The 24600-nt window shown below is 73.0% G+C and carries 29 protein-coding genes; 11 read left to right on the top strand and 18 right to left on the bottom strand.

The annotated features are described in order from the left end of the window. Positions 1-192 precede the first annotated feature (192 nt). Positions 193-483, top strand: a complete 291-nt coding sequence (locus AB0D66_RS22470) for an SHOCT domain-containing protein (RefSeq protein ID WP_362306203.1) — start codon at positions 193-195, stop codon at positions 481-483. Between the two features lie 6 nt (positions 484-489). Here AB0D66_RS22470 and AB0D66_RS22465 read toward each other — a convergent pair whose 3' ends face one another. From AB0D66_RS22465 to AB0D66_RS22410, 12 genes are all read right to left on the bottom strand, one after another. Beyond that, positions 490-1065 (bottom strand): SRPBCC family protein, encoded by a 576-nt coding sequence (locus tag AB0D66_RS22465; RefSeq protein WP_362306200.1) that lies wholly within the window; start codon positions 1063-1065, stop codon positions 490-492. 132 nt (positions 1066-1197) lie between these two features. After that, positions 1198-1446, bottom strand: coding sequence for a hypothetical protein (locus tag AB0D66_RS22460; RefSeq protein WP_361758993.1), 249 nt, complete (start codon positions 1444-1446; stop codon positions 1198-1200). A gap of 50 nt (positions 1447-1496) precedes the next feature. Further along, a complete protein-coding gene (locus tag AB0D66_RS22455; RefSeq protein WP_362306197.1) occupies positions 1497-1988 on the bottom strand; it encodes a hypothetical protein in 492 nt (163 codons plus the stop codon). A gap of 120 nt (positions 1989-2108) precedes the next feature. Beyond that, positions 2109-2495 (bottom strand): hypothetical protein, encoded by a 387-nt coding sequence (locus AB0D66_RS22450; protein ID WP_069918761.1) that lies wholly within the window; start codon positions 2493-2495, stop codon positions 2109-2111. Between the two features lie 319 nt (positions 2496-2814). Beyond that, positions 2815-3732, bottom strand: coding sequence for a MurR/RpiR family transcriptional regulator (locus tag AB0D66_RS22445; protein ID WP_362306194.1), 918 nt, complete (start codon positions 3730-3732; stop codon positions 2815-2817). Positions 3733-3874: 142 nt separating this feature from the next. Next, complete coding sequence (locus AB0D66_RS22440; protein ID WP_362306191.1) at positions 3875-4216, bottom strand: TcmI family type II polyketide cyclase; 342 nt, start codon at positions 4214-4216, stop codon at positions 3875-3877. A gap of 22 nt (positions 4217-4238) precedes the next feature. Further along, the gene (locus AB0D66_RS22435; RefSeq protein ID WP_362306188.1) at positions 4239-4718 is read right to left on the bottom strand and encodes an SRPBCC family protein; all 480 of its coding nucleotides are present in this window, start codon (positions 4716-4718) and stop codon (positions 4239-4241) included. 1 nt (position 4719) lies between these two features. Beyond that, complete coding sequence (locus tag AB0D66_RS22430) at positions 4720-4974, bottom strand: phosphopantetheine-binding protein (protein WP_362306185.1); 255 nt, start codon at positions 4972-4974, stop codon at positions 4720-4722. Between the two features lie 73 nt (positions 4975-5047). Then, the gene (locus AB0D66_RS22425) at positions 5048-6283 is read right to left on the bottom strand and encodes a beta-ketoacyl synthase N-terminal-like domain-containing protein (RefSeq protein WP_362306182.1); all 1236 of its coding nucleotides are present in this window, start codon (positions 6281-6283) and stop codon (positions 5048-5050) included. Next, positions 6280-7551, bottom strand: coding sequence for a beta-ketoacyl-[acyl-carrier-protein] synthase family protein (locus tag AB0D66_RS22420; protein WP_362306179.1), 1272 nt, complete (start codon positions 7549-7551; stop codon positions 6280-6282). Before AB0D66_RS22420 ends, AB0D66_RS22425 begins: the two co-directional genes overlap by 4 nt. Further along, the gene (locus AB0D66_RS22415) at positions 7548-7991 is read right to left on the bottom strand and encodes a cupin domain-containing protein (RefSeq protein WP_069918768.1); all 444 of its coding nucleotides are present in this window, start codon (positions 7989-7991) and stop codon (positions 7548-7550) included. Before AB0D66_RS22415 ends, AB0D66_RS22420 begins: the two co-directional genes overlap by 4 nt. Before the next feature lie 61 nt (positions 7992-8052). Further along, positions 8053-9150 carry a SchA/CurD-like domain-containing protein gene (locus AB0D66_RS22410; protein ID WP_362306175.1) on the bottom strand — a complete coding sequence of 366 codons (1098 nt, stop codon included), beginning with the start codon at positions 9148-9150 and terminating at the stop codon, positions 8053-8055. A 274-nt stretch (positions 9151-9424) separates the two neighbouring features. On the opposite strand from AB0D66_RS22410, the gene AB0D66_RS22405 reads away from it, so the two are divergent. Further along, on the top strand, positions 9425-11059 hold the full coding sequence (locus AB0D66_RS22405) for an FAD-dependent monooxygenase (protein WP_362306172.1): 1635 nt from the start codon (positions 9425-9427) through the stop codon (positions 11057-11059). 50 nt (positions 11060-11109) lie between these two features. Here AB0D66_RS22405 and AB0D66_RS22400 read toward each other — a convergent pair whose 3' ends face one another. Next, positions 11110-11337, bottom strand: a complete 228-nt coding sequence (locus AB0D66_RS22400) for an acyl-CoA carboxylase subunit epsilon (protein ID WP_362306169.1) — start codon at positions 11335-11337, stop codon at positions 11110-11112. Between the two features lie 296 nt (positions 11338-11633). Here AB0D66_RS22400 and AB0D66_RS22395 point away from each other — a divergent pair, with 296 nt between their 5' ends. The 4 genes from AB0D66_RS22395 (at position 11634) to AB0D66_RS22380 (ending at position 16343) form a co-directional block, all read left to right on the top strand. After that, positions 11634-11867: a hypothetical protein gene (locus AB0D66_RS22395; RefSeq protein ID WP_362306166.1), complete on the top strand. Its 234-nt coding sequence runs from the start codon at positions 11634-11636 to the stop codon at positions 11865-11867. A gap of 380 nt (positions 11868-12247) precedes the next feature. After that, complete coding sequence (locus AB0D66_RS22390; RefSeq protein ID WP_362306163.1) at positions 12248-13627, top strand: glycoside hydrolase family 16 protein; 1380 nt, start codon at positions 12248-12250, stop codon at positions 13625-13627. 25 nt (positions 13628-13652) lie between these two features. After that, positions 13653-15185 carry a glycoside hydrolase family 64 protein gene (locus tag AB0D66_RS22385; protein ID WP_362306160.1) on the top strand — a complete coding sequence of 511 codons (1533 nt, stop codon included), beginning with the start codon at positions 13653-13655 and terminating at the stop codon, positions 15183-15185. A gap of 99 nt (positions 15186-15284) precedes the next feature. After that, positions 15285-16343 carry a LacI family DNA-binding transcriptional regulator gene (locus AB0D66_RS22380; protein WP_362306157.1) on the top strand — a complete coding sequence of 353 codons (1059 nt, stop codon included), beginning with the start codon at positions 15285-15287 and terminating at the stop codon, positions 16341-16343. A 74-nt stretch (positions 16344-16417) separates the two neighbouring features. Here the strand turns inward: AB0D66_RS22380 and AB0D66_RS22375 are convergent, their stop codons facing one another. Then, positions 16418-17086 carry a DUF4360 domain-containing protein gene (locus AB0D66_RS22375; protein ID WP_362306155.1) on the bottom strand — a complete coding sequence of 223 codons (669 nt, stop codon included), beginning with the start codon at positions 17084-17086 and terminating at the stop codon, positions 16418-16420. A gap of 202 nt (positions 17087-17288) precedes the next feature. On the opposite strand from AB0D66_RS22375, the gene AB0D66_RS22370 reads away from it, so the two are divergent. Then, complete coding sequence (locus tag AB0D66_RS22370) at positions 17289-19139, top strand: galactose oxidase-like domain-containing protein (protein WP_362306152.1); 1851 nt, start codon at positions 17289-17291, stop codon at positions 19137-19139. Between the two features lie 3 nt (positions 19140-19142). Here AB0D66_RS22370 and AB0D66_RS22365 read toward each other — a convergent pair whose 3' ends face one another. After that, on the bottom strand, positions 19143-19649 hold the full coding sequence (locus tag AB0D66_RS22365) for a MarR family transcriptional regulator (protein WP_362306149.1): 507 nt from the start codon (positions 19647-19649) through the stop codon (positions 19143-19145). Between the two features lie 19 nt (positions 19650-19668). On the opposite strand from AB0D66_RS22365, the gene AB0D66_RS22360 reads away from it, so the two are divergent. Beyond that, positions 19669-20571, top strand: a complete 903-nt coding sequence (locus tag AB0D66_RS22360; RefSeq protein ID WP_362306147.1) for an EamA family transporter — start codon at positions 19669-19671, stop codon at positions 20569-20571. A 16-nt stretch (positions 20572-20587) separates the two neighbouring features. Here AB0D66_RS22360 and AB0D66_RS22355 read toward each other — a convergent pair whose 3' ends face one another. The 3 genes from AB0D66_RS22355 to AB0D66_RS22345 are packed head-to-tail and all read right to left on the bottom strand — an operon-like array spanning position 20588 to position 22001. Beyond that, entirely contained in the window at positions 20588-21166 is a 579-nt protein-coding gene (locus AB0D66_RS22355; protein ID WP_362306145.1) for a HutD family protein, read from the bottom strand. Beyond that, positions 21163-21534: a DUF4180 domain-containing protein gene (locus AB0D66_RS22350; RefSeq protein WP_362306143.1), complete on the bottom strand. Its 372-nt coding sequence runs from the start codon at positions 21532-21534 to the stop codon at positions 21163-21165. The genes AB0D66_RS22355 and AB0D66_RS22350 overlap by 4 nt, the downstream gene beginning before the upstream one ends. A gap of 14 nt (positions 21535-21548) precedes the next feature. Further along, positions 21549-22001: a MarR family transcriptional regulator gene (locus AB0D66_RS22345; RefSeq protein WP_362306141.1), complete on the bottom strand. Its 453-nt coding sequence runs from the start codon at positions 21999-22001 to the stop codon at positions 21549-21551. A gap of 145 nt (positions 22002-22146) precedes the next feature. On the opposite strand from AB0D66_RS22345, the gene AB0D66_RS22340 reads away from it, so the two are divergent. The 3 genes from AB0D66_RS22340 (at position 22147) to AB0D66_RS22330 (ending at position 24571) form a co-directional block, all read left to right on the top strand. Continuing rightward, the gene (locus tag AB0D66_RS22340; RefSeq protein ID WP_362306139.1) at positions 22147-23694 is read left to right on the top strand and encodes an MFS transporter; all 1548 of its coding nucleotides are present in this window, start codon (positions 22147-22149) and stop codon (positions 23692-23694) included. A gap of 51 nt (positions 23695-23745) precedes the next feature. Continuing rightward, on the top strand, positions 23746-24255 hold the full coding sequence (locus tag AB0D66_RS22335) for a DinB family protein (RefSeq protein WP_362306137.1): 510 nt from the start codon (positions 23746-23748) through the stop codon (positions 24253-24255). Positions 24256-24364: 109 nt separating this feature from the next. Next, complete coding sequence (locus AB0D66_RS22330) at positions 24365-24571, top strand: cold shock domain-containing protein (RefSeq protein WP_069918782.1); 207 nt, start codon at positions 24365-24367, stop codon at positions 24569-24571. The last annotated feature ends 29 nt before the right edge of the window (positions 24572-24600 follow it).

Raw genomic sequence — 24600 nt, 5'->3', positions numbered from 1 at the left:
CACCGGGCGGCACCGGGCGGCACGGGGCGACACCGGGTACCTCCCGCGCGCGCCTCCGGCCGCGGCAGGCGCCCGCCCCTACTCCCCCGGTGGTACGCACGGTGCCGCCGGCCGTACGACGACCCGGGCCCCCTCCCGGAGCGAGTCTCGGAGCAAGACGAAACGTCCGAACCTCCCAGGAGACGAACCGAGATGGACACCCTCACCACCCTCGCGTACGACGGGCCGGGCCCGTGGATCGTGTTCCTCCCGCTGATCTGGGCGGGAGTCGTGGTCGGCGCCGTGACCCTGCTGCGGCGCACCGTGGGGCGCGGCCGCCGCGGTCCCTGGCAGGCGCGCGGCGCGGCCCACGGCGAGCAGTCGCCGATCGGGATCCTGGGGCGGCGCTTCGCGTCCGGCGAGATCGACGAGGAAGAGTACTGGCGGCGGCTGTCCGTCCTGGACGAGCAGTTCGGCCCCGCCTCCAAGGGCGGCGCTGCCTGAGCGCCGTCACCCCCGCCGGGGCTCGCCGGCCTCGCCCGCCCTGCCGGCCTCGCCCGTCTCGCCGACCCCATCCGCCCTGCCCGCCCCGCGGCCGCAGGCGTCGGCCAGCCGGGCGAGCGTGGTGCGCATCCCGGCCCGGTTGACCGCGACGCGGCGCTCCGGGCTCGTCCCGGCGAAGACCGCGCCCAGGGCGTCGGCCAGGCGGCCGCCGGGGCCGCCGCGCAGGTCCTGCCAGCTCTCGGTGACCCGGGTGCCGGCGCCCTCCGGCTCGAAGCGGTAGCCCCAACGGGCGAGGGGCAGGCCGAAGACGCCGACGTCGAAGGCGAACTCACCCTCCCCGCGCGCTACTTCCGGCGCGCGCAGAGCGGTGACGCGGCCGGTCGTGAACCAGACGAACGGCCCCCGCCGGTTGAATCCGACGAACCGCGTGCCGTGGCGGGCCGGCTGCCGCGGTACCCAGACCCGGCGGCACTCCGGGCTCCACCGGCCCATGTTCCTCAGGTCGGACACCAGCCGGTGGACGTCCGCCGGGGCGGCGTCGACCACGACGTGCTCCTCCAGGCGCCGTTGGCGCTCCCCCACGAAGGGCTCCCTTCCGCTGCGGGCCCGCCGCGCCGACGGGACGGGCGGGCTGCAGGGGAGTGTAGGCACATCCGCGCACCTCCGTACCCGGTGGTCAGGAAAGCGGTTTCGGCGGAGCGGCCGCGTGCCGGTTCACGGCAGGTCCCCGGTCGGCGGATCGGCGGCGTACACGTGGGGGTCGTCGGAATCCCACTCCAGCAGCTCCGAGCCGCCGAGGACCACGTCGTCGGGATCGGGCATCCCGGCGCGCCGCAGGAACTCGATGACGTCCTCGTCCGAGCGGGCCACGCCGAGGGACTCCTCGCCGCCCGCGGTCCGCAGCGTGACCTGCCGGCCTCCCGAGGGGAAGATCCGGTGGACGACGACCGGTGCGTGGTGCATGCCTCCACCCTCTCCCCCTCGGCCGGACACGGCACCCCGGGGGGATCCGCTCAGGGGGTGCGGGCCGCGGCGGCGCGCGGGACGCGCAGGGCCGAGGGCGCGGGGTAGGTCGCCGCCTCGGCCCGCAGCACCTCCTCCACCTCCGCCTTGAAGGCGGGCGCGAAGAGGTCGGTTTCCAACAGCAGCCGCAGCCCCTTCAGGGTCGGCTCCAGCAGGGGCCGGGCCATCCGGGATCCGCCGCCGCCGACGCCCGGGAAGCCCGCGCGCAGCGTGTGCGCCCGTCCGGCCAGGCGCTCTTCCAGACCCGCCGTCGTGAAACCGGCGAACACGGCGAGTTCGGTCAGGAACCTGCGGGCCCCCAGGGCCATCTCCTCGGCTCCCTGGAGCGTCTGGACGGATCCGCCCGCCACCGTGAAGTCGTCACCGGTCCGCTTGGGGCCCCGCGCCTCGTACACGGCGAGCGACTCCTCGAAGAGCCGGCCCGCCTCGTCGACCGCCTTCATCGCCGCCACCAGCTGGTCGATGCCGATCTCGCGCTCCACGCTGCCTCCTGGTCCGGAACTGTGCTGCACCGACCGTAGGAGTCGAAGCCCGCGCTGCGGAACACCTGTGCGGGAGGGAAACGGGGAAGTCACCGGACCGTCACCCGCCCGACGGCGGCTTCAGCGCCTGCGCTGCGCGGGGGTGCCCACGAGGAGGGCGTCGGAGACGAGGCGGGCACCGCGGGCCAGCCGCCCCAGCTGTTCGAGCTCCACGGCGTACATCCGGATCGTGTTCTCGATGGCCGCCTCGCCGAGACCCAGTACGGGCAGCTCGGCCCGGCTGGTCTGCAGGGCCACACGCACCGCGCGCATCTCGTGCTGGAGCTGGAGCTGGACGTGCCGGGCCAGCAGGGCGTGGTGCCGGGTCAGGGTCAGATAGCTGCCGTAGCGGGCCGGCAGGAGGTCCCGCAGCCAGCGCGTGGCCGAGCGTTCCCAGTCGTGGGTACCGGGCGCCTTGACCTGGAGGGGCCAGTCCGGGCTGCGCGTGATGGTGGCCGTCAGGGGCATTCTCGTCACTTCCGAGGGGTGTCGAACTCTGATCGAGACGGTGCTTGGGGCGGCCTCGGCCCAGGGGTTGACCGAGGCCGCCAGGGGCGCCCTGCGGGATCCGAAGGCCTGGACTCGACGCGCGCCACGACGTGAGGAGGTCGTCGTGCCGCGCGTGCGTTCAGGAGGGGGTCCTCCTCCTTGGCATCTGGTGGATCCGGAGCGCCGCCGTCAGTAAACATATATACCGTCGAGTAGGCAAGGGTATGAAAAATTTCATGCATCTCGAAGGTTGAATATCCCCTGGTCAAAATCCGCTCAAATCGACCCTGCCCAGCTCTTAGAGGAAGAAACCGTGCTGGTCGGCCACGTGCTCGTAGTCCTCCAGGCGCGCCTGGGTCCGCTCGGGGTCCGCGTCCGCCATCGCCTGGAGCAGGGCCGCGGACAGCATGCCGGGGGCCGCGTACGAGTCGAAGACCAGCCGCGAGCCGGTCCCGGCCTTCAGGGTCACGTCCGCCTCGTCCACCAGCGGCCCGAGGGTCGGATCCGTGATCAGGACGACGCGCAGCCCCGTGCTGCGGGCGGCCCGGACGGCGGCCAGGGTCTCCCTGGCGTGCCGGGGCATGGCGAAGGCCAGCACCCAGGTCCCGCCGGCCGCCTTGGACTGCAGCAGCGCGTCGTAGGCCACGCTGCCGCCGCGGGTCACCAGGCGCACGTCGGGGTGGATGCGCCGGGCCGCGTAGGCGAAGTACTCGGCCAGGGACACCGAGATCCGCAGCCCGAGCACGGTGAGCGGCACCGAACCGGCCAGCTCGCGGCCGATGTCCAGCACCTGGTTGGTGTCCGCGAGCAGCCGGCGCACGTTCTCCAGGTTCTCGATCTCGGCGTCCACGGCGGCCTGCAGCTCGTTGCGGCGGATCTCCTCGCGGGTGTCCGGGGAACCGGCGACGGCGCTCAGGGCGATGGGCTGGAGCACGTCCCGCAGGGCGGGGTAGCCGCTGAACCCGAGCGAGGAGGCGAAACGGGTCACGGAGGGCTGGCTGACGCCGACCCGCTCGGCGAGTTCGGTGATCGACAGGAAGGCCGCCTCGGTGAGGTGGTCGATCAGGTACTGGGCGATCCGGCGCTGGCCCGGGGAGAGCCGGCGGCCGTCGAACAGCGCGAGGAGCCGGTCGGCCGGGGGGCGGAACTCCTCCGATGACTGCCCGCTCGGCTTGATCGCCGCCGCCTGAGCGCGTGCCTGCTGCCCCGATGACACCGGAAGGGCCTCCTTGACTCTGTCACTCTCGCTCAAACATAGCTCACGCCCCGTGGCCGACGAAGATCGGTCCAAGGCGCGGGCACCGCACGCGGCGGGACCCGCACACACCGGTGTGCGGGTCCCGTCCGGGCCGCTCGGATCACTTCGCGGCGGGCCTTTCCCAGCGGTAGAACTCGTGGGCCATCGCGTCCTTCGGACTGCGCCACGTGTCGGGGTCGTGCGGGCTGATGTAGGCGGTGAGGCTGTCGCTGAGCTGCCTGAACTCCGGGTGGTCGGTGACCCGGGCGATGGCGGGACCCGGTGGCCGGTCCGCCTCGATCAGGTGCATGTACACATCACCGAACTGGAAGAGGCTGCGGCGCGTGACGCCGACCAGGTGCGGGAGTTCGCCCGCGTCCGAGCCGGCGAACAGGTCGGCGATGTCGGGAGCCGATCCCGGCGCCATGCGGGCGACGATGAGAGCGCGGTGCGTCTGGTTCATCCGGGGGTACTCGCCCTTCGTTTCAGAGGCGGCTTACGGCGGGAGTACGGCTGTCGCGTTCGCGCTGCTCGATCTTGTCCCGGATGAGCGCCATCTGGATCGGGGAGTTGCGGTTGATGTTGTCGGTCATCCACGCGTCGTCGACCGGCGCGTCCGGCTTCATCGCGAAGTCCTGGGTCCACTTCATCCGGGTGCCGCCCGGCACCGCGAAGTACTGCCAGTGGATGTCCATGTGCGCGAACGGACCGGTCTCGACGCGCCGGGCGCGGACCGTGAGGCCGTCGCGGTCCACGGTCCGCTCCGAGACCCAGCTCCACACCTTGCCGTTCTCGTCGGGGTGCATGGTCAGGCGGAAGCGGGTGGTGGCCCCCTTCTGCTCCAGGATCTCCAGCGAGGCGTACTCGCTGAACAGCTGCGGCCAGTTGGGGAGGTCGTTGGTCATCTCCCACACGACGTCCACGGGCGCGTTGACGGTGATCTCGTTCTCGGTGTGTCCTGGCATGTCAGGCTCCTGTCATCAGGCTGTTGTTGACGAGGTCGAGGAACTCGCCGGGGGTCTTGCAGCGGTCGGCGTCGGTGGGCAGCGCCCGGCCGCGCCGGTTCTCCAGCTCGCCGACGATGCCGAGCAGGCCCAGCGAGTCCAGGCCGTAATCGTCGAAGGCCGAGTCCGGACGGCTCGCCAGCTCGGCGGGGTCGACGGTGATGCCGGCGGTCTTCATCAAGGCCGCCAGCTCCTCCAGGGTCAGTCGGTCGGACATGGTGGCTTCTCTCTTCCTACGGGGGGCCGCGCGGCGCGTGGCGGACGCCGGCCCCGGGTGGACTGCGCCTGCGTCACGGGGCCTTCGCACCCTTGCGCAGGACGAGCGCGGAGTTCGAGCCCATCCGGCCGCGGCTCAGCACGAGGGCGGTGCGCAGGTCCGCGGAGCGGGCACTGCCCGTGACCACGTCCAGGTCGTGGCACACGTCGAAGACGTTCGGGGTCGGCGGGACGATCCCGTGCTCCAGGGCCAGGACCGCGGCCGCGGTGTCGAGGACGGGCGCCGCGCAGTACGCCCGGCCCGTACCGGTCTTCGGCGCCGTGACCGGCACCGCGCGCCCGTGGCCGCCGAGGGCGGCCGCGATCGCCGCCGCCTCGGCCGCGTCGGCCTCCGGCGTCCCGAGCGCGTCGGCGAAGACCACGTCGACCTCCTCCGGGGCGCAGCCGGCTTCCCGGAGCGCGCCCCGGATCGCGTGGGCGAGGCCTTCGCCCTCCTCGTCCGGCCGCCGGGTGCCGCTGAAGGTGGCGGCGTGGCCGGCCAGCACGGCGCGGACCGTGGCGCCCCGGCCGAGGGCCGTGGCCTCGTCCTCGACGAGGAACATCGCGCCGCCCTCCGCGGGGACGTACCCGCAGGCCTTGGCGGTGAAGGGCCGGTAGGCGCGCTCGGGGTCCTCGCTGGTGCTCAGCCCCTCGTACTCCAGCTGGCAGACGATGGAGTACGGCGCGAGGGGCGCCTCGGTCGCCCCGACGAGCATCGCCCGGCTTCCCTGGCGGATGGCCCGCACGGCGTGCGCGAAGGCGTCCAGCCCGCCCGCCTCGTCGCTGGCGACGACCCCGCACGGGCCCTTGAGGCCGCGCCGGATGGAGATCTGGCCGGTGCTCGCGGCGTAGAACCAGGCGATCGACTGGTACGGGCCGACGTAGCGGGGGCCCTGGTCCCAGAGCCGCTGCAGCTCGCGCTGGCCGAACTCGCCGCCGCCGGACCCGGCGGCCGTGACCACCCCGACCGAGAAGGGGTCGGCCTCGTAGTCGGCCCGGCCGAGCCGGCCGTCCGCCAGGGCCAGGTCGGCCGCGGCGAGGGCGTGGTGGGTGAACCGGTCGGTCTGGACGAGGAAGCGCTCCTCGACCATCGTGCCGGGGTCGAAGCCCCGCACCTCGCCGGCCACGCGCAGCGGGAGGTGCTCGCAGCCCGCCCGGGTGACGCGGTCCAGCACGCAGAGGCCGGAGTGGGTGGCCTTCCAGAAGTCGTCGGCGCCGATGCCGTTCGGCGCGACGACCCCGATGCCCGTGATGACCGTACGGCGGGTCACGAGACCTCCTCCTTGGGCCGGGTCATGACCACGGCGGACTGGAATCCGCCGAAACCGCTGCCGACCGAGAGCACGCTGCGCAGGGTGCTCTCGCGGGCGGTGCGGGGTACGTAGTCCAGGTCGCACTCGGGGTCCGGCGTCTCGTAGTTCGCCGTGGGCGGTACCACCTGGTGGGTCATGGCGAGCACACAGGCCGCCAGTTCGATCGCCCCGATGGCGCCGAGGGAGTGACCGACCATGGACTTGATGGAGGTCATCGGCGTCTTGTAGGCGTGCTCGCCCAGGACCCGCTTGACCGCCGCCGTCTCGTGGCGGTCGTTCTGCTTGGTGCCGGATCCGTGCGCGTTGACGTAGTCGATGTCCCTCGCGTCGATCCCGGCCTGGTCCAGGGCGGTCTGGATGGCCCGCGCCATCTCCAGGCCCTCGGCGGTCAGCCCGGTCATGTGGTGGGCGTTGCCGAAGGTGGCGTAGCCGCCGATCTCGCAGTAGACGTGCGCACCGCGGGCGCGGGCGTGTTCCAGCTCTTCGAGGACGAGGACGGCGCCGCCCTCGCCGAGGACGAACCCGTCCCGGTCGGCGTCGAATGGCCGGGAGGCGTGGGCCGGGTCGTCGTTGTTCGGCGAGGTCGCCTTGATGGCGTCGAAGCAGGCCACCGTGATCGGCGATATGGGCGAGTCCGAGGCCCCGGCGATGCACACGTCCATCCGGCCCTCGGTGATGGAGTGCACGGCGTACCCGATGGCGTCGAGTCCGGAGGTGCAGCCGGTGGACACGGTCTGCACCGGGCCGCGCGCACCCGTCTGCTCCGCGACGGCGGAGGCGAGGGTGGCGGGGGTGAAGGCCCGGTGCAGATGGGGTCCGGCGAACTTGTGGTCCACGTCCCACCAGGCGCCCGACTGGCTCACGGCGACGTAGTCGTGCTCCAGACGGGTGGTTCCGCCGACGGCGGTGCCCAGGGAGACGCCGGTGCGCCAGGCCTCGTCGGTGGTGAGGTCGAGGCCCGAGTCGAGCAGGGCTTCGCGGGCTGCGACGAGGGCGAACTGGATGTACCGGTCCGCCCGGGCGGCCTCCCCCTCGCCGAGGCCGTGCGCGGCGGGGTCGAAGTCGACCTCGGCGGCTATCCGGGAGCGGAAGCCGGCCGGGTCGAACAGGGTGATGCCGCGGGTCGCCGTACGGCCGTTGGCGAGCAGGTCCCAGAAGGCCGAGACGCCGATCCCGCCGGGCGCGACGACGCCGACCCCGGTGACCGCCACCCGGCGGCCGGTCACGAGACCGCTCCCGTGCGGTCCGGGGGCTGCTCCCAGGCGGTGCCCTCCGGGTTCGGGGCCGCCTCGGTGTCCACGTGGCCCAGTTCGGGGCGCGGGGCGAGCGGCCCCAGGTGGAAGACCATGCGGGCCTCGGTGTCCCCGACGTTGCGGAACCGGTGGCGCACGTTGAGCGGCACGAGCAGGCCCTGGTCGGTGCGCAGCGGGTGGGCCTCGCCGTCGAGGTCGACCTCCAGCCGGCCGGCGACCACGTACACGAACTCCTCGGAGTACGGGTGGTAGTGCTCGGCGATGGACTCTCCGGGGGCCATGACAGCCAGGCCCATGAAGCCGCTGGTGGAACCCACCGAGGTCGGGGTGAGCACGGCCCTCAGGTCGCCGCCGCGCCGGCGGTTGGGCGGCGTCTCGCTGAGGTCGACGATGCGTGGACGCTGTCTGGTCATAGCGGGTTCCTCCTGGCGTGTGGGAAGCCTGGACGGGCTGGGGGGTGGGGGGTCCGGGGGATCAGGACTGCGCGGGGGCCCGGCGGTCGGTGATCAGGTTCATCGTGTGGCGGGCGGCGCGGGTCCGCTCGGCGGGCGCGGCCGTCAGCCGGTCCAGTACGGCCGCCTTGCGCGGGCCGCGCACCCCCAGGATGCTGTCGGGCTCGGCATCGAGCGGGCCGCGGACGTCAACCAGGCGGACCACGATGTCGTCACGCTGGAAGATGCTGCTGCTCCGAACGGGGCTGTCGGGGCGGTGTGCGGCGGCCTCGTCCTGGCGGGAGAGGAAGCGGGCCAGCGCCTCGCCGCAGCCGGGCTTGGCCGGGTAGAAGAGCGCGTGGCGCGTGACGTCCTCGGAGCCCGGTTCCCCGGCGGCGACGTGGTGCACGGCGGGGAGCGCGGCCCTCATGAAGAACATGCGGGCGGACTCCGGGTCGTTCAGGTTCCGGTCCTTCTCCAGGTACGGGTTGATGGCCTCTTCGACGGCCCGCACCTCCGGCTGCTCGGACACGTGCCGCAGGGCGGCCATCAGGTCGCCCTGGACCTCCACGGTCCGCACCACCCGGTTGCCGTGCATGAAGAGCGAGGTCCGGCACAGCCGGGTGTGCTCGTCGACCCGGGCGGCCGGGGAGGCGTAACTCGAGAGGATGGCCGCGACCTCCTTCTCACTGCCGGGTTTGACGGTGAAGGTCAGGGCGTGGCGGACGATGCCGGAGCCGAGCCGGGGCACGGGCTGCAGCCGGACGCGGGCGGGCCGGGCCGCCTGGTCGTAGCTGCGTCCGGTCTCGCGCAGGACGGTGAACTTGAGCGGCCGCATGACGCGGGCACAGGCACCGAGCGGTTTGACCTGTTCGGCGTGGTGCTCGCTGTTGACCCATGCGAGGTACTGCGGCGCGCTCTCCCACTCGCTGGTGATGAGCCACTGGGCGGGGTTCTCGAAGGACTGGCACAGCTGATCGCTGATGTGGCCCGGGACCGACGCGATGTCGTGGCGGAGCTGTTCGTATGCCTCGAAGAACCGCTGTTGGGCCCCCTCGTGGAGGTCCATCAGCAGGACGACCCGGAGCATGGAGCCGTCGAAGGCTGACTGCGACACCCGTTCGGACAGGGTGGTTGTCATCTACTCACTCCTTCATGAGGGGGTGGAGATCCATCGCGTACGGACCCCTCGTCCGTCACCGGTGGCGTCCGCCCGGGCGGCGGCCGTCTCGGTCGGGAACGGCGGGCCGGCGCATCTCAGGGGGAGCCGCTGTCGCTCATCGTCATCCGGGTGGGGACGTACCGCTACATGTCCGGATCAAGCGGGTGACAACCGGCGAATCAACCGGGCCTAATCGACGATCGGGGGCATAAAGAGTCCACTCCCCCACACAGAAAACAGGAGCCCGCAGCTGATGGAAGACAACGCCGATGTTCGCGTACCGGTTCTCGTCGTGGGCGGCTCCCTCGTGGGCCTGTCCACCTCGCTTTTCCTGAGCCGCCACGGAGTGAGGCACCTTCTGGTCGAGAAGCACTCCGGCACCTCCCCGCACCCGCGCGGCCGTGGCATCAACGCCCGGACGATGGAGCTCTTCCGCACCGCAGGGGCGGAGCGCGCGATCCGCCGGGCGGCGTCCGCACTGGAGGGGATTCAGGGCATTCTGCAGGCCCGTTCGCTGACCGGCGGCGACCACAACTGGCTGATCAAATCGGTCGACCCGTCGGGGGCGCTGCGCAAGTTCAGCCCGACCGGCTGGTGTCTGTGCAGCCAGAACAACATCGAACCGGTGCTGGCGGCGCAGAGCCGCGCACAGGGGGCCGACATCCGCTTCTCCACCGAGCTGATGAGCTTCGACCAGGACGAGACGGGGGTGACCGCCCTGGTGAAGAACCGCGAGACGGGCGAGCACACCACCGTCCGGGCCGATTTCGTGATCGCCGCCGACGGCCCGCGCAGCCCCGTACGGGAACAGCTGGCCATCCCCCAGACGGGTAACGGCGAGCTGTTCCACAACGTCAGCGTCACCTTCCGCTCGGAGCGGCTCATCGAGGTGCTGGGCGACCTGCGCTTCATCGTCTGCTACCTGATGCGGCCGGGAGCGGACGGGGCGCTGCTGCCGGTGGACAACGCCACGCAGTGGGTCTTCCACGCGCCCTGGCACCCGGACCGGGGCGAGACCCTCGAGGACTTCACCGACCAGCGGTGCGTGGAGCAGATCCGCAACGCCATCGGCGTGCCCGACCTGGACGTGGAGATCGGCGGCAAGGCGCCCTGGCACGCCGCCGAACGGGTGGCGACGCGGTACTCGGTCGGCAGGGTGTTCCTGGCCGGGGACGCGGCCCACGAGATGTCCCCGACCGGGGCCTTCGGCTCCAACACCGGCATCCAGGACGCGCACAACCTGGCCTGGAAGATCGCCGCGGTGCTCGACGGCTCGGCGGGCATCGGCCTGCTGGACAGCTACGAGGCCGAGCGGCTGCCGGTGGCCAGGGCCACCAGCGAGCGCGCGTCGGCCCGTTCGGCGGAGCACAGCCACCCGGGGTACGCGCCCCCGCCCACCATGGGCGGCGGGCCGGGCAGCGGGATCCTGCCCACGGCGATGGGCTACTGCTACCCGGACGGCGCGGTCGTGGGCGGTGATCCGCGGCGGCCGGTCATCCCCGAGGCGTTGCGCCTGATGGGTGACACCGGTACCCGGGCCCCGCACATGTGGCTGCTCAGGGCCGGCGAGCGGATCTCCTCCCTGGACCTGTACGAGCGCTCGTTCGTCCTGCTCAGCGGCGCGGGGACGCCGTGGCGGGATGCGGCCGAACGGGTGGCCGGGGAGCTTTCGGCCGTCCGGCTGGACGCCTACACGATCGGTTCGGGGCCGGATGCCGACCTGCTCCAGGAGACCGGCGCCGACTGGGCCGAGGTGCACGGGATGAGCCCCGACGGCGCGGTGCTCGTACGCCCGGACGGGTTCGTGGCATGGCGCTCGGAGGGGGCCGTCGCGGATCCCGCTTCGGCGCTGCTCGAGGTCCTCACGACGGTGCTGCGGCGGAGGTGACCACTTCGCTTCCCTGTCCGCCGGCCCTGCGCCCGGCCGGCGGACGGGGTTCAGCGGCAGGCCCAGCAGCCTGCCCAGCAGCCGGCGTCCGAGCGGGCGGCGCGCCGCCGGCCGGATCGGTGACCGCTCTCCTGTCCGGCGCACTGCGCCGCGGCGCGGGCCAGGGCGGTGCGGCCCGCGTAGCAGGCGACCACGACGGCGATCGCCGCCAGTTCCTCGGGGCCGGCCTGGCCCCTCTCGACACGCAGCAGGCTCGATATCGGAACGTCGTTCGGCATCGGCACGGCCTCTCGTACGGGTGCTGTGCGCACGCCCCGCGACGGCCTGTCGGACGGGCCGTCCCGGTACCGGCGCGGGATGCGCTCGGGCGGCTCGGCGCGCCTCTCGGGCGTGATCCGTATCGTCTGCGCACTGCGCGTCTCGCGCGGTGGCGCACCGGCCGGCGGACTCCTGTCGGGTCACCAGGACTCCTGACGCGACCGACGCTACAAGCGCTCGGCGGACCCGGCACGTTGGGCGGCCGGGCCCGCCGAGCGGACGGGCCCGCGGCCGCCGCGGCGCCGGCGGGCGGGCCGTGACCGGCCACGACGCCCTGCTCTGCCGGGGCTGCGCCGGACGGCTGTACGCCGTGTGCACCACCGATGCCGGCGGCGGCCGCAAGAGCCGCGCCGCGGCCGTCGGCGAGTGGGAGGTCGACCACGAGATGCCCGTGCAGTGCCCGCTTTCCGGGCTGTTGCCGCTGACCGGGACGGCCGCGGCCGTCCACGACCTGCCCGGTGCGCGCGAGGTCCTCGGCCCGCCCGGCTGAGCCGCGGCGGATTGGGCCGTACGGGTGGGACCCGTCGGCGCGGCCGCCGGCCGCGCCGACCGCGTTCAACGTCTGAACTCCGCCGGGCCCGGGGCCCTTTCCCGGTTCGATGTCTTGACGCCCCAACCGGCGGGGGAGCACAGTGTCGAGCGGCGTCGCTTGAGAGCGCTCTCAAAACCGCTCTCGAAACGGCGCTCCCGGCCCGGCACTTCTCCCGGCTTCCCCCGTCACCGCGCCCCGCGGCGCTCCAGAGAGGGGCACCCATGCGTCCCGTTCATCCCATACGTCTCGCACGTCGCGTACATCTCCTGCCTCCTGCGCATCCCCCGCGTCAGGCTTCCGACCGGAAGCGGCCGGCCGTCCGGCGGGCCGTCTTAGCCGTGCTCAGCACGATCGCGGTGGCCGCTTCCGCCTCGGTGGCCGTCGTCCTGCCCGCCGGCGCCACCGCGCCCCCCGCCCCGGCCGGCTGGTCACAGGTGTTCCTGGACGACTTCGACGGCCCGGCCGGCTCCGGCCTGAACACGGCCGACTGGCAGTACACCACCGGCACGAGCTACCCCGGCGGGCCCGCGCAGTTCGGCACCGGCGAGATCGAGACGATGACCGCGGACCCCGCCAACGTCTCCCTCGACGGGGCCGGCAACCTGCGCATCACCCCACGGCGGGACGCGGCCGGCAACTGGACCTCCGGACGGGTGGAGACCCGGCGTTCGGACTTCCAGCCCCCGGCGGGCGGCATCCTGCGCGCCGAGGCCCGCATCCAGATGCCGAACGTCACGGGCCCCGCGGCCAAGGGCTACTGGCCGGCGTTCTGGATGCTCGGCGCCCCGTACCGCGGCAACTGGTGGAACTGGCCCGCCGTCGGCGAGATCGACATCCTGGAGAACGTGCAGGGCATCAACCAGGTCTGGGCGACCATGCACTGCGGCACCAGCCCGGGCGGCCCCTGCAACGAGAAGTCCGGCATCGGCGGGCAGCGCGTCTGCCCCGGTACCAGCTGTCAGGGCGGCTTCCACACCTACGCCGCCGAGTGGGACCGCTCGACCGCGGTCGAGCAGGTGCGCTTCTCCGTCGACGGGATCGGCTTCCACACGGTGCGGGCCGACCAGGTGGACGCCGCCACCTGGACCAACGCCACGAACCACGGCTACTTCATCATCCTGAACGTCGCGATGGGCGGCGAGTTCCCGGCGGCTTTCGGCGGCGGTCCCGACGCCGCGACCGAGCCCGGCCACCCCATGGTCGTGGACTACGTGTCCGTCCTCCGCTCGACCGGCGCCACCACCCCGCCCACCACACCGCCCACCACACCGCCCACGACTCCCCCGACCACCCCGCCGGCCGGCAACCGCGACGCGTACGCCACGGTTCAGGCCGAGTCCTACGACTCCCAGGCGGGCGTCGCGAAGGAGACCACCGCGGACACCGGCGGCGGCCAGGACCTCACCACCCTGGCCAACGGCGACTGGGCCGTCTACAAGGGCGTCGACTTCGGCCCGGCGGCCGCGCGGCAGTTCCGCGGACGCGTCGCCTCCGGAGCCGCGGGAGGCGTCAGCGGCCTCGTCGAGGTACGGCTCGACAGCCGCACCGCGGCGCCGGTGGGCAGCTTCTCGGTGGCGAACACCGGCGGCTGGCAGAGCTGGCGGACGGTGCCGGCGAACATCAGCGCGGTCACGGGCACCCACGACGTGTACCTGACCTTCACCAGCGGCCAGAGCGCCGACTTCGTGAACCTCAACTGGTTCGACTTCGGCCACTGACCGGCCCGGACCGAGGAGAGCGCTCATGAACACCCCCATGGCGCGGCGGATCCCGCTGCTCCTGCTGGCACTCCTGCTCGCCCTGGCGGGTTCCCCCGCCCTGACCCCGGCAGCCGCCGGAGCCGCCTCCGCCGCGGCGGCGGACTACACGCAGGGCGTCACGGCCCTGGGCCCGAGCGCGGTCCGGATCTGGTTGCGGCCCGCCGTCCCGGCCGCCCTGGTGGACGTCCACTACCTGCCGGGCGGGGACATCGGCCGGCAGAACCTCCGGATGACGGACAACGCCGGCACCTGGGAGCGGACCGTCACCGGCCTCGCCCCCGGCTCCGCCCTGCCGTACTGGTTCACGTACGAGAAGGGCGGCCCGCTCCACGACACCCCCCGCTTCACCCACACCGTCGCCGGGACCGGGGACGGCGGAGGCGGCGGTGGAGGCGGCGGTGGCGGCGGCGGCACGGGCAGCTTCCCCATCACCTTCCAGAACAACACCCGTGGCGCGTACGCCGATTCACAGGTCCACGTCACGCTCCTCGGCCAGGTGACGCCGGGCCAGTGGTCGTACATGAAGCCCGACGGCACCATGGCCCGCATCAGCCACCTGGACGCCGACGCCCCCGGCCACCTCGTCAAACGGGGCGTCAACTACCCCGACATGTCCTTCACCCTGGCCGAGGTGGGCGGCACCGTGCCCGCACCGCCCGCGATCCGCGGCGGCCGGATCTACCTCTCGCTCGGCTCCCCGGTGTTCATCCCGGTCTCACCCGACGACCAGGGCTGGGGCGGCCCCGATCCGCGCAACCCCGACGACCCCAACAGCGACGTGTACTACGACTGGTACGAGTACACCTACGTGCACGGACAGGTGCCCTTCGGCGGGAACACCACCCAGGTCGACCAGTTCGGCTTCCCGATCACCTCGCGGCTGCGCCAGGCCTCCAGCGGCTACGACGACACCCAGGGCATCACGGCCGGCCGCGCCGAGGTGATGCGGCGGTACGCGGCCTCCGTCGGCCCCGCGTTCAGGCCGCTGCAGGGCGACCACCGGATCGTGGCGCCCCGTTCCTCCGGCCTGTTCCAGCCCGGCGGAGCCCGCCAGGACCACCTGGCCGCCGCCATCGACGAGGCCTGGGCGCACTACACCGCCCACCCGTTCACCCTGAACCGCCTCGGCGAGACCTTCTCCGGGCGGGTCGCCGGCTCCACCCTCACCTTCAGCAAGAACGGCTCGGGCACCTTCACCCTGCACAAGCCGACCTCGCCCGACGTCATGGCCTGCTCCGGCGCGATGGCCTCGGGCAACGACACCGAGAAGCAGCTCGGAGCGGAGTTCTGCGCCGCGTTCAACCGGGGCGTCGCCCTCGACACCACCGCCTGGTACCACCCGGCGGCGTACTACTCCGGGACGGCGAAGAACGACTACGCCGGCTTCTTCCACACCGTCGGCCTCGGCGGGCGGGCCTACGGCTTCCCCTACGACGACATCAACGACCAGTCCTCCGTACAGATCCTCGGCAACTCGGCCCCGCCGACCGGGCTGACGCTCGGCATCGGCTGGTAATGATCCGTACCGCCGGGCGGGCCGCGGGCCTACCGGCGGTACGGGTTACCCTGCTGCACGGGCGACGCCAGCGCCCGAGGACACCCAGGAGGAGCGCCCGTGCCGGAACAGCGACCCGTGGACCGCCCCACCCTGGAGGCGGTCGCGGCGCGTGCCGGGGTGTCCCGGGCCACCGCGTCCCGCGTCGTCAACGGCGGCGACGGGGTTCGCGCGCACCTGGTGGAGAAGGTCCAGGTGGCCATCCGCGACCTGGGCTACGTGCCCAATCCCGCGGCCCGGGCCCTGGTCACCCGGCGGACCGGCGCGGTGGCGGTCATCATCCCGGAGCCGGAGATCCGGATATTCTCCGACCCCTTCTTCTCCCGGCAGGTGCGCGGCATCAGCAGGGAACTGACGGCGAACGACACGCAGTTGGTGCTCCTCCTGGTGGAGGACCGCGGCGACTACGACCGGATCGAGCGCTACCTGGCGGGCGGCCACGTCGACGGCGCGCTCGCCTTCTCGCTGCACACCGACGATCCGCTGCCCGCGATCGTCCGGCGCCTCGGCATGCCCACGGTGTACGGCGGCCGGCCCGGCTGGACCGCCGGCCCCGGGGAATCCGGCGAGCCCGACGGCGAGGTGGCGTACGTGGACGCGGACAACCGGGCGGGAGGGCGCGAGGCCGTACGGTACCTGCTCACCGGGGGCCGGCAGCGGATCGCGCACATCGCCGGCCCGCTCGACCAGACATCGGCGGCCGACCGGCTGAGCGGCTACCGCGACGTACTGCCGCAGGCCGATCCCGAGCTCGTCGCCGAGGGGGACTTCACGGTGGCGGGCGGCGCCCGGGCGATGGCCGAACTGCTGGACCGTCGGCCCGGGATCGACGCCGTGTTCGCGGCGAACGACCTGATGGCGACGGGTGCGCTGAAGGTGCTGCGCGAGCGCGGCCGCACGGTGCCCGGGGACGTGGCGGTGGTCGGCTTCGACGACGCCGAGCTGGTGGCGGAGACCGCCGATCCGCCGCTGACCACTGTGCGCCAGGACATCGAGGGGATGGGGCACATGATGGCGGGGCTGCTCCTGGAGACGCTGGGGAGCGGGGGCCGGGGAGGACGGCCCGCGCCCGGCCCGGTGATCACCTCCACCGAGCTGGTCCGCCGCGCGTCGGCCTGAGGCCGCGTCCGTGACGCGCGACGCCGGATGCCGGGGCCGCCGTGCGGCGGCCCCGGCATCCGGCTCACTGCCCGTCAGCGTCCCGGGCACTGCTTCCAGGAGAAGTGGTACACGCTGTTGATGCTGCCGTCCGTCGAGTCGAGGGCCATGAAACTGGTCCGTGACGGGTCGGAGGTTCCGACCTCGGCGCGCAGCTCGGTGTTGATGTTGAAGTTGCGCTGTTCGCCGCAGGGTGCGAAGACCAGCGCCTCGACGCCCGTGGTGTCGGTGGCCTGCCAGTTGTCCTCGAGCGCGCCGTTGAACTTGTGGGTGCGCTGGGCGGTCTGGCTCATGCCCTGGAAGTAGTAGCTCGCCTTCTGCGTGCCGACCGCCCCCGGCTGGAGGCTGCCGAAGCCCCGGTAGTCCACCTGGGCCACGGCGTACGTGAAGCCCTGCGGGACGTGGACCACGAGGGACAGGAGGCAGTTCTTGCGGCCCTCGACGGCGGGGGCTCCGCCGCCGGCCTGGGCCAGGTACTCGCTGTAGGTGACGGTGAAGGCCGAGTTGTCCGGCGCCACGGCGACGGCGGCGCTGCCTGGACGGCAGCCCGATCCGTTGACGCTGGCGACGTCCACGGTCACCTGGTCGGAGGGTGCCGAGGGGGAGGCCCCGGCCGAGGGGGAGGCGCCGGCCGAAGGGCTGAGCGTGACGAGAGCTGCGGTCACGGCGGCTGCGGTGAATCCGGTACGAAGCGACTTGATCACGTCGACATGGATAGCCGCGCACGGCGGTAGCCGATGGCCTACGGGTACGCGGTCTCACCTCCATGGCCGCAGCGGTTCACCGAGGAAACGATTCTTCAGGCGGCATCGATGGGCCGAACGGCTCCGCCTCGCGTCGTATCGACATGATTCATCTGGTTCCTCCTAATATCTGGCGAATCAACCGGAGATCCCGAGGAGCCCCATGTCCCGCGCGTCCCGCTCCGCCGCCGTGTCCGCCTGGGTGATCGCCTCCGCCCTGGCGCTCACGGCGATGTCCCCGGCCCCGCGGCCCGGGCCCGTCGAGCGGGGCGGGGCGGCCGCGGCCTCGGAGGCGGCGGAGTCGGCAGCGGGTGCGGAGGCGGCGGAGGCCTCCGTGATCGGCGGGGACCACGCCCGGGTCCACGCCCGCCTGCGCGAGGCGGCCAGGGGCACCCAGGGCTACCCGCAGACGAAGCGCACGGCGAGCCTGACCGCGCTCGGGGACTCCCAGGGCAAGGCCAACGCGCGCTTCGACGCGGCCCGGTTCGGCCGGTTCACCGAGTTCTTCCCCTCCCCCGACTTCGGCGTGCACGTGGCCCAGCTGCCGACCGGCAAGGTGCTGCTGTTCTCCTTCGAGCGCACGGAGGAGGACCCCACCAAGGAGACGGGGCCCACCAACACGGTCGGCCGGACCAACGCGGGCCGCGCCTACCTCTGGGATCCGGCCGGGGGGACCGGCCCGCGGGCCTTCAAGAAGGTGGCGCCGCCCGTGGTGCTGATGCCCGACGGCAGCTACGCCCCGCGCCCCGCGCCGTTCTTCTGCGCCGGGCACGCCTACCTCCCCAACGGCATGGTCGGCGTCTTCGGCGGCAACGTCGGCGGCAAGGGCGGCAGCGGCGCCAAGCTCTCCTTCGTGTTCGACCCCTGGACCGAGCACTGGTACCGCAACCGGGACATGTCCGCGGGCCGCTGGTACCCCTCGGTCGTCACCGGCGCGGACGGCCGGCAGATCATCATGTCCGGCCAGTCCGAGCGCGGCACCGGCACCCCCACCCCGGTGGCCGAGCGCTTCCCCTCGCTGCGCCACCCGGTGCCCTGGCGGAGCTTCGACATCCCGGTGGACTTCGCCTCGCAGCGGCTGCGGTCGGACGCGCCCTTCCGCAACGACTACCCGCACCTGTTCTCGCTGCGGGACGGGATGATCTACGGGCTGGGCCGGGACGCCGACCAGCAATGGCTGTTCGACCCGGTCAAGGAGGTGCGCACCGACCTGCCCCGGCGGCCGGCCGACTTCCGCGGCTACGGCTCCGCCGTGCCGCTCCCGGCGGGGTTCCGGGGGCCGGACTCCGTCCTGGTGCTCGGCGGCGATCCGCGCGACCCGCACACCTACCGGCTGTCCGCAGGCCGGTGGACCGTCGAGGAGCCGCGCGCCTTCGGGCGCACGCAGGACGACACGCTGATCCTGCCGGACGGCTCGCTGCTGACGGTCAACGGAGCGCTCGACACCCGGGATTACGGCCACGGGCCGTTCAATCCGAAGGCCGACCTGAAGTACCGGCAGATCGAGCTGCGCGACGCGCGCGGCCGCTGGCGGCTCGGTCCGGCCCAGCGACTGCCCCGCGGCTACCACTCCAACGCCCTGATCCTGCCGGACGGGCGGATGATGGTCACCGGGGACGAGCTCCAGCAGATCGCCAACGACCCCGACATGAAGGACGGGATGGACGGCAGCATCGAGCTGTACGAGCCCGCCTACCTGCACCGCGGGCCGCGGCCGGCCCTCGACCGGGTCCCGGCGGGCGAGCTCGGCCACGACAGGGCCTTCGAGGTGTCGAGCTCCACCGCGAAGGACGTGGCGCGGGCCGTGCTGCTGGCGCCCTCCACCGTCACCCACTCGGTGAACACCAGCCAGCGCCACCTGGAGCTCCGGATCACCGGCGTACGGGGCACCGCGATCGGGCTGCGGACCCCGCCGACGGCCGCCGACGCGCCGCCCGGGTACTACATGCTGTTCCTGCTCGACGCGAAGGGCGTCCCCAGCACGGCGAAGTGGGTGAAGCTGGGCCTGCGTTGAGCCTCACGGACCGGCCGGCGGCTCGATCTGTGCCAGCCAGGCGGCCAGGAGCCCCTCCAGTTGGGCGGCCTCCCGGGCGGTGAGGCCCTCCAGGAGGCTCCGCTCGTTGCGCATGTGCTCGGTGAACGCCCGGTCGATCAGGTCCCGGCCCGCCGGGGTCAGCGCGACCACGCGGCCGCGGCCGTCGGCGGCCGAGCGCCGCCTGGTGACCAGCCCGGCCCGTTCCAGCCGGTCGACCCGCTTGGTCATGGCGCCGGTCGTCACCATCGTGTGCACGGCGAGCTCGCCGGGGGCCCGTTCGAAGGGCTCGCCCGCCCGCCGCAGCGCGGCCAGGACGTCGAACTCCCCCTCGCTGAGCCCGTACCGGGCGTAGACGAGGCAGAGGCGCTCCGTCAGGAGCAGGCCGAGGCGGTGCAGGCGGCCGATCACCCCCTGGGGGGCGACGTCGACATCGGGGCGTTCGCGGGCCCATTCGGCCTGGATGCGGGCGACGTGGTCCATGGCTTCCATGGAAGATATAATACCTTCCATGGAAGCCAACCTGCGCTGGTCCCTCGTCACGGCCATCGCGCCGGTGGCCTGGGGGACGACCTACTTCGTCACACGGGAGTTCCTGCCCGCCGGGCACCCCCTGTACGGCGGGGTGATCCGCGCGCTGCCCGCGGGACTGCTGCTCCTGGCCGTCTGCCGGAAGATGCCGAGCGGGTCCTGGTGGTGGAAGTCCCTGCTGCTCGGCGTCCTCAACATGGGCGGGTTCTTCGCGCTGGTGTACCTCGCCGCGCAGCGGCTCCCGACCAGCGTGGCCTCGACGGTCATGGCGACCGCTCCACTGGCCATGATGCTCATCGCCTGGGCGGTGCTCGCCGAGCGGCCGGGGCCCGGGCACCTGGCGGGCGCGACCGCCGGGGTCGCGGGCGTGTCCCTCATGCTGTTCACCGGGGGCGCGGCGCCCGACGCCCTCGGGGTGCTCGCCTCGGTCGCCGCCATGGCCATGTCCTCGCTGGGCTACGTCCTCGCGAAGCGGTGGAGCGCGGGGTCGGACGTCCTCGCCTCCACCTGCTGGCAGCTGCTGGGCGGCGGCCTGGTCCTGCTGCCCCTCGCGGCGGCCGTGGAGGGGGCTCCGCCCGCGCTCGACGGACCGGCCCTGCTGGGGTTCGGCTACGTCACCCTGGTGGCGACCGCCCTCGCCTTCGCCGCCTGGTTCGCGGGCCTGCGGCACCTGCCCGCCGGCACGGTCGGCCTGCTGGGCCTGCTCAATCCGGTGACGGGCGTCCTGCTGGGCACGGCCCTCGCGGACGAGACCCTCACCCTCCAGCAGCTGTGCGGCCTGGCCCTGACCCTGACGGGCATCCTCCTCGGCCGCCCCGCCACCCCCCGACCCGGCCGCCACCCGACCCCGGACCCGCACGAGGCACAGCGCGCCGGCCCCTGAAGACAGGGGGGCGGGGTCAGTGGAAGCGGACCAGGGCCGTGGGGCCGGGGGTTCGCACGAGGGTGGTGCAGGGGCCCTCCACCAGGGCCGCGTCGTACCGGGACAGGGTGACGGCCGGGCCCTCGGGCGGTTCGAGGGCCACCGGGCCCGACAGGGCGACGACCAGGAGGGTCTGCCCCGCCGGGGCGTCGAGGGTGAGGCGGCCCCGTACGACCGCGGTGTCCACCCGTGCGGCGCCCCGCCGGTACATCACGTTGAAGTTGACCACCGGGCCGTCGAGGAGGCGGCAGTCCGTCGGCTCGTCCCCGGCGAAGTCCTGCGGCGCGAACCGCTCGTCCACGAGGCGGTGCGCGCCCGCCACGCTGAGCTCCATGCCCGCGCCCTCGGCGAGGGTGAGGGTGCGCTCGACGCCGGGAAAGGCGGAGAACGGTCCGTCGGCGGCGACCTCGGCGAGGCTCACCCGCCAGGCGAAGTCACCCGTACCGGCCCCCTCGGGCCGTGCGGCGATCTCGCGGGTGACTCCCCCGCCGTTCTTCCAGGCGGTGGCGGCACGGTCGGCCGCACGCAGGACGCGCAGCCCGCCGGCCGCGCTCACGCCGCCGACCCGGCCAGCCGCTCGTGCAGCTCCGCGGCGTCGGCGAGGAACCACGTCTGCGTGCCGCGGTTGCACTCGCGGACGAAGTCGCGCAGCGGCGGACTGGCCTGCGTGTGGCGGGAGATGTCGCCGAGGACGACGATCCCGACGCGGTACTGGACGAACTTCTGGATGATCGCGCCGGCGACGCGCGTGCTCAGCTGGAAGAAGGACTCGTCGAACCGCTCTACGGGGATGACGGCCCACCGGGCACCCTGGTAGCCGGCATCCCCGATGCAGTCGAGGGCCTCGCGTTCGCCGGCGATGACCTCGCCCTCGGCCTCGTACACCAGCACGGACACGTCGTTGATCGTCTGAAGGGTGCTCACGGGTCGAGGTTACTTCAGGCGTCCTGCTCCATGGTGGGGCACAGGCGCTCCAACAGCGCATAGAGCGTGGCGCTTTCGGCCTCGTCGAGGGTGTCGAGCGCCCCGTGGGTCGCCTGCATCTCCTCCCGGACGCGACGGATGACCTCCCGCCCCGCGTCCGTGGCCACGACGTTCTTGACGCGGCGGTCGGCGGGGTCCGGCTCGCGCCGCACCAGCTCGCGGGCCTCCAGGCGGTCGACGATGCCGGTCACGTTCGACGCGTCGCAGACCAGCAGCTTGGCGAGGCCCCGCATCGGCACCGGGCCGTCGAGCTGCGCGAGGACCCTGGCCTGCGTGGACGTGAGGCCGTGATGGGCGGCGGCCGCCGCGAAGTCGCGCCACTGGGCCGTGCCGATGGCGGCGAGCAGCTCCAGCAGCTGGAGCTTGGCGGGGGCTGCGTGCGGGGCGGTGCCGCTCTTACCAGACATGGCTCGAGCCTACCCAGAATGGTTGACATTATCAATTGTTTACTTGACCCCCTTAACTATCCGCGTCTACCGTCGACCGAGTTACTTGATGACATCAAACATCTGCGTCCTAAAGCTCTAACGCCCGAAGAAGGTCCTGTCAGCCATGAGCACCCCCTCCCCCGCCGCCGCGACGGCCACCGGGCGACGGAACGAGACGGTCATCGTCTTCGCCCTGAGCCTCGCCGCCATGGTCGTGTCGATGATGCAGACCCTGCCGGTCCCGATCCTCGGCCTGATCCGCACCGACCTCGGCACCTCGACCGCCAACGTGAGCTGGGTGACCACCGCCACCCTGCTGTCCGCGGCCGTCTTCACCCCGCTGCTGGGCCGCTTCGGCGACCAGCACGGCAAGAAGCCGACCCTGGTGGCCGTGCTCGGCGTGATGGTCGCCGGCTCCGTGATCGCCGCGCTGGCGACCTCGCTGCCGCTGCTGATCCTGGGCCGGGTGCTCCAGGGCGCCGCCACCGCGATCTTCCCGCTGGCCCTCTCCGTCCTGCGCGAGGAGGTCCGCCCGCAGAAGCTGCCCGGTGCGATGGCGCTGGTCAGCGGCACGCTCGCGTTCGGCAGCGGGCTGGCGCTCGTCGCCACCGGGCTGCTCACCTCCGGCGTCGACGCGGACTACCGCAACGCGTTCTGGATGGCGACCGGCTTCGCGGTCATCGCGCTGCTCGCCGTGGTCCTCCTGGTCCCCGCGACCCGCCACAAGACCGGCGGCCGCACCGACTTCCTGGGCGCCCTGACCCTCGGCATCGCGCTGCTGCTGCTCCTGCTCCCGATCTCCCAGGGGCACGAGTGGGGCTGGGCCTCCGCCCGCACACTGGGCAGCTTCGCGGGCGCGGCCGTCATGGCCGCCGTATGGGTCCTGGTGGAGCGCAAGGTCGACGAGCCGCTCGTCGACATGCGGATGTTCGTCCACCGCCCGGTACTCATGGCCAACCTGGCCGGCATCCTCGTCGGCTTCGGCATGTTCGCGAACTTCCTCGGCGTCTCCTACCTCGTCCAGATGCCCGAGGCCCTCACCGGCTACGGCTTCGACGCGTCGATCCTGCGCGCCTCCGTGCAGTTCCTGCTGCCCGGTGCCATCGTCTCGCTGCTCGCCTCACCCATCGGCGGCCAGCTCGTCCGGCACCGCGGGCCGCGCGTGGCCCTGGGCCTCGCCGCCGTGCTCGGCGCCGTCGGCTTCACCTGGCTCGCCCTGGACCACCAGCACACCGCCTCGGTGATCGGCGCCGGCCTGGTCGTCGGTGCGGCCGTCAGCTTCGGCTACGCGGCCATGCCGGCCGTCATCATGTCCAGCGTCCCGCACCACCAGAGCGGCATCGCCAACGGCATCAACTCGATCTCCCGCTCCACGGGCAGCGCGATCGGCAGTGCCATCGTGACCACGATCCTGGCCTCCCGCACCATCGAGCACCTGCCGCCGGGCGTCCCCCCGCTGCCCGCCGAGTCGGGCTTCACCCTCACCTTCGGGATCGGCGCCGCCGCCTTCGCGCTGGTCGCCGTGATCAGCCGGTTCGGCCTGCGCGGCGCAGGCGCCACCGTGGCCGGGGCCGCACCGGTCCGGCCGGCGGAGGCGGACCGTACCGGGAGCGGCGCGGCGGAGCCCACCGGCAGGGCCGAGCGCACCGACAAGGCCGACGCCGCCGTCTGAGGCGCGTGTCGCTGGCCCCGAGCGGGCCGGGGTGCCTTGCATGGTGGGTGCATGAAGGCTACGGACGTCATCGCGGACGGGTTCGAACGCATCCGGGAGATCGTGCACGAGGTCGTCGAGGGCCTCCCGGCGCAGCAGCTCAACGCCCGCGTCGACCCGGCGGCGAACTCGATCACCTGGCTCGTCTGGCACCTCACCCGGATCCAGGACGACCACGTGGCGCAGGCCGCGGGCCTCGAGCAGGTCTGGCAGGGCGGGGGCTGGGTGGCCCGGTTCGCCCTGTCCCTGCCCACCGGGTCGACCGGGTACGGGCACACCGCCCGGCAGGCCGGTGCGGTCGAGGCCGACTCCGGCGAGCTGCTGCTGGGCTACTTCGACGCGGTCCACGAGCAGAGCGTGCGCTTCGTCCGGGGACTGGCCGCCGCCGACCTCGACCGGGTGGTGGACGAGCGCTTCGACCCGCCCGTCACCCTGGGCGTGCGCCTGGTCAGCGTGCTGGCGGACGATCTTCAGCACGCCGGCCAGGCCGCCTTCGTACGGGGCCTGCTGGAGCGGCGCTAGCCGGGGCCGGGCCAGCGGCCGGCGGCCGGGAAGGGCCTCACCCGAACGGAATCGCCCGGAAGGCGGCACCCCGGGCGGTGCGGCAGCCTCGTGGCACGGGAGGTGCACGATGGAACCGCGCGTCAAAGGGTTCGTCCAGTCGTACAACCGCGACCGCGGGTACGGCTTCATCCTCCCCCTCGGCGAGACGGAACCCGTCTTCGTCGAGCGGGAGGACATAGAGCACGATCCGCAGGTCCTCTCCGAAGAGCAGCAGGTCACCTTCACCATCGAGCTGGGGCAGGGCCGCATGTCGGCCCGGCACGTCCGGCCCTGACGGGGCGCTTGCGGCGGACCCCCGTCAGC

Source organism: Streptomyces sp. NPDC048270 (assembly GCF_040652335.1).
GTDB lineage: Bacteria > Actinomycetota > Actinomycetes > Streptomycetales > Streptomycetaceae > Streptomyces.
Note: the sequence above shows the minus strand (reverse complement) of the source record. Positions and strands in the feature narration are given on the sequence as shown.

Excerpts from the sequence above, each read along its gene's own strand:
- AB0D66_RS22460 (WP_361758993.1), bottom strand. The coding sequence starts at position 1,446 with ATGCACCACGCACCGGTCGTCGTCCACCGGATCTTCCCCTCGGGAGGC.
- AB0D66_RS22365 (WP_362306149.1), bottom strand. The coding sequence starts at position 19,649 with ATGGAAGCCATGGACCACGTCGCCCGCATCCAGGCCGAATGGGCCCGC.
- AB0D66_RS22430 (WP_362306185.1), bottom strand. The coding sequence starts at position 4,974 with ATGTCCGACCGACTGACCCTGGAGGAGCTGGCGGCCTTGATGAAGACC.
- AB0D66_RS22470 (WP_362306203.1), top strand. The coding sequence starts at position 193 with ATGGACACCCTCACCACCCTCGCGTACGACGGGCCGGGCCCGTGGATC.
- AB0D66_RS22415 (WP_069918768.1), bottom strand. The coding sequence starts at position 7,991 with ATGACCAGACAGCGTCCACGCATCGTCGACCTCAGCGAGACGCCGCCC.
- AB0D66_RS22330 (WP_069918782.1), top strand. The coding sequence starts at position 24,365 with ATGGAACCGCGCGTCAAAGGGTTCGTCCAGTCGTACAACCGCGACCGC.
- AB0D66_RS22435 (WP_362306188.1), bottom strand. The coding sequence starts at position 4,718 with ATGCCAGGACACACCGAGAACGAGATCACCGTCAACGCGCCCGTGGAC.
- AB0D66_RS22335 (WP_362306137.1), top strand. The coding sequence starts at position 23,746 with ATGAAGGCTACGGACGTCATCGCGGACGGGTTCGAACGCATCCGGGAG.
- AB0D66_RS22400 (WP_362306169.1), bottom strand. The coding sequence starts at position 11,337 with ATGCCGAACGACGTTCCGATATCGAGCCTGCTGCGTGTCGAGAGGGGC.
- AB0D66_RS22410 (WP_362306175.1), bottom strand. The coding sequence starts at position 9,150 with ATGACAACCACCCTGTCCGAACGGGTGTCGCAGTCAGCCTTCGACGGC.
- AB0D66_RS22385 (WP_362306160.1), top strand. The coding sequence starts at position 13,653 with ATGAACACCCCCATGGCGCGGCGGATCCCGCTGCTCCTGCTGGCACTC.
- AB0D66_RS22360 (WP_362306147.1), top strand. The coding sequence starts at position 19,669 with ATGGAAGCCAACCTGCGCTGGTCCCTCGTCACGGCCATCGCGCCGGTG.
- AB0D66_RS22450 (WP_069918761.1), bottom strand. The coding sequence starts at position 2,495 with ATGCCCCTGACGGCCACCATCACGCGCAGCCCGGACTGGCCCCTCCAG.
- AB0D66_RS22340 (WP_362306139.1), top strand. The coding sequence starts at position 22,147 with ATGAGCACCCCCTCCCCCGCCGCCGCGACGGCCACCGGGCGACGGAAC.
- AB0D66_RS22370 (WP_362306152.1), top strand. The coding sequence starts at position 17,289 with ATGTCCCGCGCGTCCCGCTCCGCCGCCGTGTCCGCCTGGGTGATCGCC.
- AB0D66_RS22440 (WP_362306191.1), bottom strand. The coding sequence starts at position 4,216 with ATGAACCAGACGCACCGCGCTCTCATCGTCGCCCGCATGGCGCCGGGA.
- AB0D66_RS22345 (WP_362306141.1), bottom strand. The coding sequence starts at position 22,001 with ATGTCTGGTAAGAGCGGCACCGCCCCGCACGCAGCCCCCGCCAAGCTC.
- AB0D66_RS22405 (WP_362306172.1), top strand. The coding sequence starts at position 9,425 with ATGGAAGACAACGCCGATGTTCGCGTACCGGTTCTCGTCGTGGGCGGC.